This is a genomic window from Polynucleobacter sp. 39-46-10 (assembly GCF_002282275.1).
The window spans coordinates 1-4,131 of record NZ_NCJB01000212.1 but is presented as its reverse complement, the minus strand read 5'-3'; the positions used below and the strand labels follow the sequence as shown (position 1 = coordinate 4,131).

At 46.2% G+C, this 4,131-nt stretch carries 4 protein-coding genes; 3 read left to right on the top strand and 1 reads right to left on the bottom strand.

What is annotated here, in order from left to right; all coding sequences use genetic code 11:
• On the bottom strand, positions 1–1,883 hold a 1,883-nt coding region (locus tag B7X71_RS12840; protein ID WP_293600936.1), incomplete at its 3' end, for an NADP-dependent malic enzyme.
• Between the two features lie 84 nt (positions 1,884–1,967).
• On the opposite strand from B7X71_RS12840, the gene thiL reads away from it, so the two are divergent.
• Genes thiL through B7X71_RS12825 form a run of 3 tightly spaced genes read left to right on the top strand, consistent with a single transcriptional unit; the run spans position 1,968 to position 4,089 of the window.
• Positions 1,968–2,990 (top strand): thiamine-phosphate kinase, encoded by a 1,023-nt coding sequence (thiL, locus tag B7X71_RS12835; RefSeq protein WP_293599042.1) that lies wholly within the window; start codon positions 1,968–1,970, stop codon positions 2,988–2,990.
• A complete protein-coding gene (locus B7X71_RS12830) occupies positions 2,987–3,568 on the top strand; it encodes a phosphatidylglycerophosphatase A (protein WP_293599041.1) in 582 nt (193 codons plus the stop codon). The genes thiL and B7X71_RS12830 overlap by 4 nt, the downstream gene beginning before the upstream one ends.
• On the top strand, positions 3,565–4,089 hold the full coding sequence (locus tag B7X71_RS12825; RefSeq protein ID WP_293600935.1) for a CinA family protein: 525 nt from the start codon (positions 3,565–3,567) through the stop codon (positions 4,087–4,089). The genes B7X71_RS12830 and B7X71_RS12825 overlap by 4 nt, the downstream gene beginning before the upstream one ends.
• Positions 4,090–4,131 lie beyond the last annotated feature (42 nt).

Genomic DNA, 4,131 nt, shown 5'->3' with positions numbered 1-4,131 from the left:
ATCAAGGTCAATTCAGCCAACTGCTCTGCACTTGGATCGATGTTGACATGGGTATCAACCAAAAATACTTGGCGTCCCGGCAAAATCAATCCAGACATGGCGCCATAAACATTCGCACCCACTTCATGACCCACTACTTCATCTACATACTTCAAATGCGTAGCTAAATTACCAACAGTTCCACAAATCATGCCATCGGCCATACCTTTGGTAATCATGACCGAGCCAATTAGGCTGTTGCGACGACGCATTTCTAACTTAGCGAAAGATTCAGTAACGCCTTTGCGCTCCGTTAAACCTAAATAGGTTTGCCAAAAATCACGATAGCGTGGATCGTTCTCAGGATTGACGATCTCAAAATCTTCACCAGCTTTAATACGCAACCCAAATTTACCAATGCGGTGCTCAATTACTGCGGGGCGTCCGATCAAAATTGGCGTCGCTAAATGCTCATCAATGATGATTTGTACTGCACGCAATACACGCTCATCTTCACCCTCAGCAAACACGATACGTTTTTGTGCGGCAGGAACACCTTTAGCAATACTAAATAGCGGCTTCATCAAAGTACCAGAGTGGTACACAAATTGTTGCAACTGATTACGATAAGCGTCAAAGTCTTTAATCGGACGTTGAGCAACGCCATCATCCATCGCCGCCTTAGCAACCGCAGGTGCAATGACTGTTATCAAACGTGGGTCAAATGGCTTTGGAATCAAATATTCTGGGCCAAAAGACAAGTTCTCAATACCATACACAGAGGTCACTACTTCGCTTTGCTCCGCTTGCGCTAACTCTGCCACAGCCTTAACTGCTGCGACTTCCATGCCACGAGTGATGGTGGTAGCACCAACATCCAGTGCACCGCGGAAGATAAATGGAAAGCACAATACGTTATTCACTTGGTTCGGATAATCAGTACGGCCAGTTGCCATCACTGCATCAGGACGAACTTCTTTTACTTCTTCAGGAAGAATCTCAGGCGTTGGATTTGCTAAGGCATAAATCAATGGCTTATTAGCCATCTTTTTAACCATGTCTTGCTTTAATACACCACCAGCAGAAAGACCTAAGAAAATATCAGCGCCTTCAATCACTTGATCTAAAGAGCGCAAATCCGTCTCTTGACAGAATGGCTCTTTCTCCGGATCCATGAGTTCTTTGCGACCCTTATAAGCAACACCAGCCAAATCAGTAACCCAAATATTTTTACGAGGAATGCCAAGGTCAACCAGCAAATCCAAGCAAGCTAATGCAGCAGCACCAGCACCTGAGGTAACTAGCTTCACGCTAGCGACATCTTTACCAACTACTTTCAAGCCATTCAGAATTGCGGCAGCAACCACAATCGCAGTTCCGTGTTGATCATCATGAAAAACTGGGATCTTCATACGAGCCTGTAGTTTGCGCTCAACTACAAAACAATCTGGTGCTTTGATGTCCTCTAAATTGATGCCGCCAAAAGTAGGCTCAAGTGCAGCAATGATCTCAACTAATTTATCTGGATCGTTTTCATTAACCTCGATATCGAAAACATCAATGCCAGCAAATTTCTTAAAGAGAACTGCTTTACCTTCCATCACTGGCTTACTTGCCAATGGTCCAATATTTCCCAAACCTAATACTGCGGTACCGTTCGTAATTACGCCGACTAAATTTCCGCGTGCTGTGTAACGAAATGCATTGGCAGGATCCTTAGCAATTTCTTCGCAGGCTGCTGCAACACCAGGGGTGTAGGCAAGTGCTAAGTCTCGCTGATTAGTTAACTGCTTAGTTGGAGCAATTTCGATTTTTCCGGGAACAGGAAACTCGTGATAGTGGAGGGCGGCCGCTCTTAAATCCGCTATTTGTTGTTCTTTGCTGCTATTGCTTGGTTTGCTCATCAGTTCACTCATCTATCAGACGTATTCAAGCTTCTAATTCTATTCCTCTCAGATGAAAGAGTCCCAAGAGCCATAAAATGGGGCATGCAATCTCAAATCTCTCGACTTGGCGAATTTGACCTGATTCGGCGTTTCTTTAAAACGCAGTCAGAACTCATGCTTGCGAACAATCCCGGCTCGGTGAAATTGGGAATTGGTGATGACTGTGCGCTACTCAAAATCGACCCTACTGAAGAAATTGCTATCACCAGCGACATGCTGGTCTCAGGACGACACTTTTTCCCTGACGCCAATCCAGAGTGGCTAGGCTGGAAAGCCCTAGCCGTCAACCTCTCAGACCTAGCAGCCATGGGCGCCAAGCCTTTGGGCTTCACTTTGGCACTAGCCTTACCAGGGCCTGATTCAGCCTGGCTAGAAGCCTTTAGCAAGGGCTTATTTGCTATTGCAAATCAATATAACTGTCCATTGATTGGTGGTGACACCACTGCTGGTCCACTCAATATTTGCATCACCGCCTTTGGCAGCGTCCCAAAAGGCAAAGCCATTTGTAGATCAGGGGCATTAGAAAGCGATGACATTTGGGTTTCAGGAGCTGTAGGTGATGCCCGACTTACTCTTGCTGCACTGCGTCATGAAATTGAATTAGCAAAAGAAGATTTGGAGAAAATTGAAGCGCACATGCATCGCCCAACTCCTAGACTGGATTTAGGCATCGCCTTAAGAGGTTTAGCCAATTCTGCTTTAGATGTCTCTGATGGCCTATTGGGCGATCTCAAACACATCCTGGAGGAGTCCGGAAAAAGTGCCGAAATCTTTTTAGACCGGATTCCAATATCCAGCACGCTTCTCAAGCAATCACATGCCATCCAAAACCAATGTGCTGCAAATGGAGGGGATGATTACGAGCTGTGCTTCACCGCCCCAATTAGCAAACGGGATGTCATTACCCAAATCAGTGCCGCCCTCAATCTTCCACTCACACAAATTGGCAGCATCAAATCCATGCAACACCCAATACCTGAGATACGCATCATCGATAACCATGGAAAAGAGTTGGATACTCAAGAAGCCAATTTACTCATGGAGTCCTTTGATCACTTTGCATGAATATCCAAGCCAATACACCCAGCGCATCCACATTCATTCCCAGCTTTAAGTGGGTGTTTAGCAAACCCAGCCGCGCCCTGGCATTTGGCATGGGCAGCGGTTTAGCGCCTTTTGCACCCGGTACCGCAGGAACCCTGTGGGCCTGGGCCGCATTCTTAGTGGGTGAGTATTTTCTATCTACCGAAGCCTGGCTGTGGACCATTGGCATAGGAATTGCTCTGGGTTGCTGGATCTGCGGACAAGTTAGCGAAGAGTTGGGTAAAAAAGATTTTGGTGGAATTGTCTGGGATGAAGTTGTTGCCTTCTGGCTAGTATTGATTTTCATCATGCCGGCAAGCCTATGGGTGCAAGTTGTGGCATTTGCACTTTTCCGATTTTTTGATGCCGTCAAGCCAGGTCCGATTGGAATGATTGATCGTCACTTCAAACAATTAGAGGATGGCGATAATTCCGCCCCTTCCAGTTTTGGTTTAAAGCTTTGGCGTGGTTTTGGAATCATTGCTGACGATTTAGCTGCAGCATTTTTCACCTTACTCACCATCACGCTCTTACATATTGGATTGAGCTATATCTTATGAAAAATAATAACGATCCCCAGCATGAACTAGCGAGAGCTGTTGCGCTTACCTTAATAAGCCGAGGTTGGAAAATTGCCTTAGCTGAATCCTGCACCGGTGGCCTGGTCTGCGCTACCCTAACGGATTTAGCCGGTTCCAGCGATTGGCTTGAGCGAGGCTACATCACCTATAGCAATGCCGCAAAATCTGAATGCTTAGACGTTCCAATAGAAACGATTGAATCCTTTGGCGCGGTCAGCGAGCAAGTTGCTAAAGCGATGGCTGAGGGAGCTCTACACAATGCACATGTCAATGCCGCTATCTCTATTACTGGCATTGCTGGACCAACAGGTGGCTCACCAGAAAAACCAGTTGGTACCGTGTGCTTTGGCTGGGCAATTAAAGAGAGCATTGGAAATGACGTCATCAATACCGCCACACTGACTAAACACTTCAAGGGTGATCGTCAAATCATACGTGAACAAGCGCGTGATTTTGCCTTATCTCAATTCTTGGAAATACTAAAACCCAAAAACGCCTAATAAGGCAGCACTACAGAATTAGCGTGAGCTTAGCCAGCCCTT

Bases quoted from the DNA above. Each gene is read 5' to 3' on its own strand.
- thiL (WP_293599042.1), top strand. From the start codon at position 1,968: ATGCAATCTCAAATCTCTCGACTTGGCGAATTTGACCTGATTCGGCGT.
- B7X71_RS12830 (WP_293599041.1), top strand. From the start codon at position 2,987: ATGAATATCCAAGCCAATACACCCAGCGCATCCACATTCATTCCCAGC.
- B7X71_RS12825 (WP_293600935.1), top strand. From the start codon at position 3,565: ATGAAAAATAATAACGATCCCCAGCATGAACTAGCGAGAGCTGTTGCG.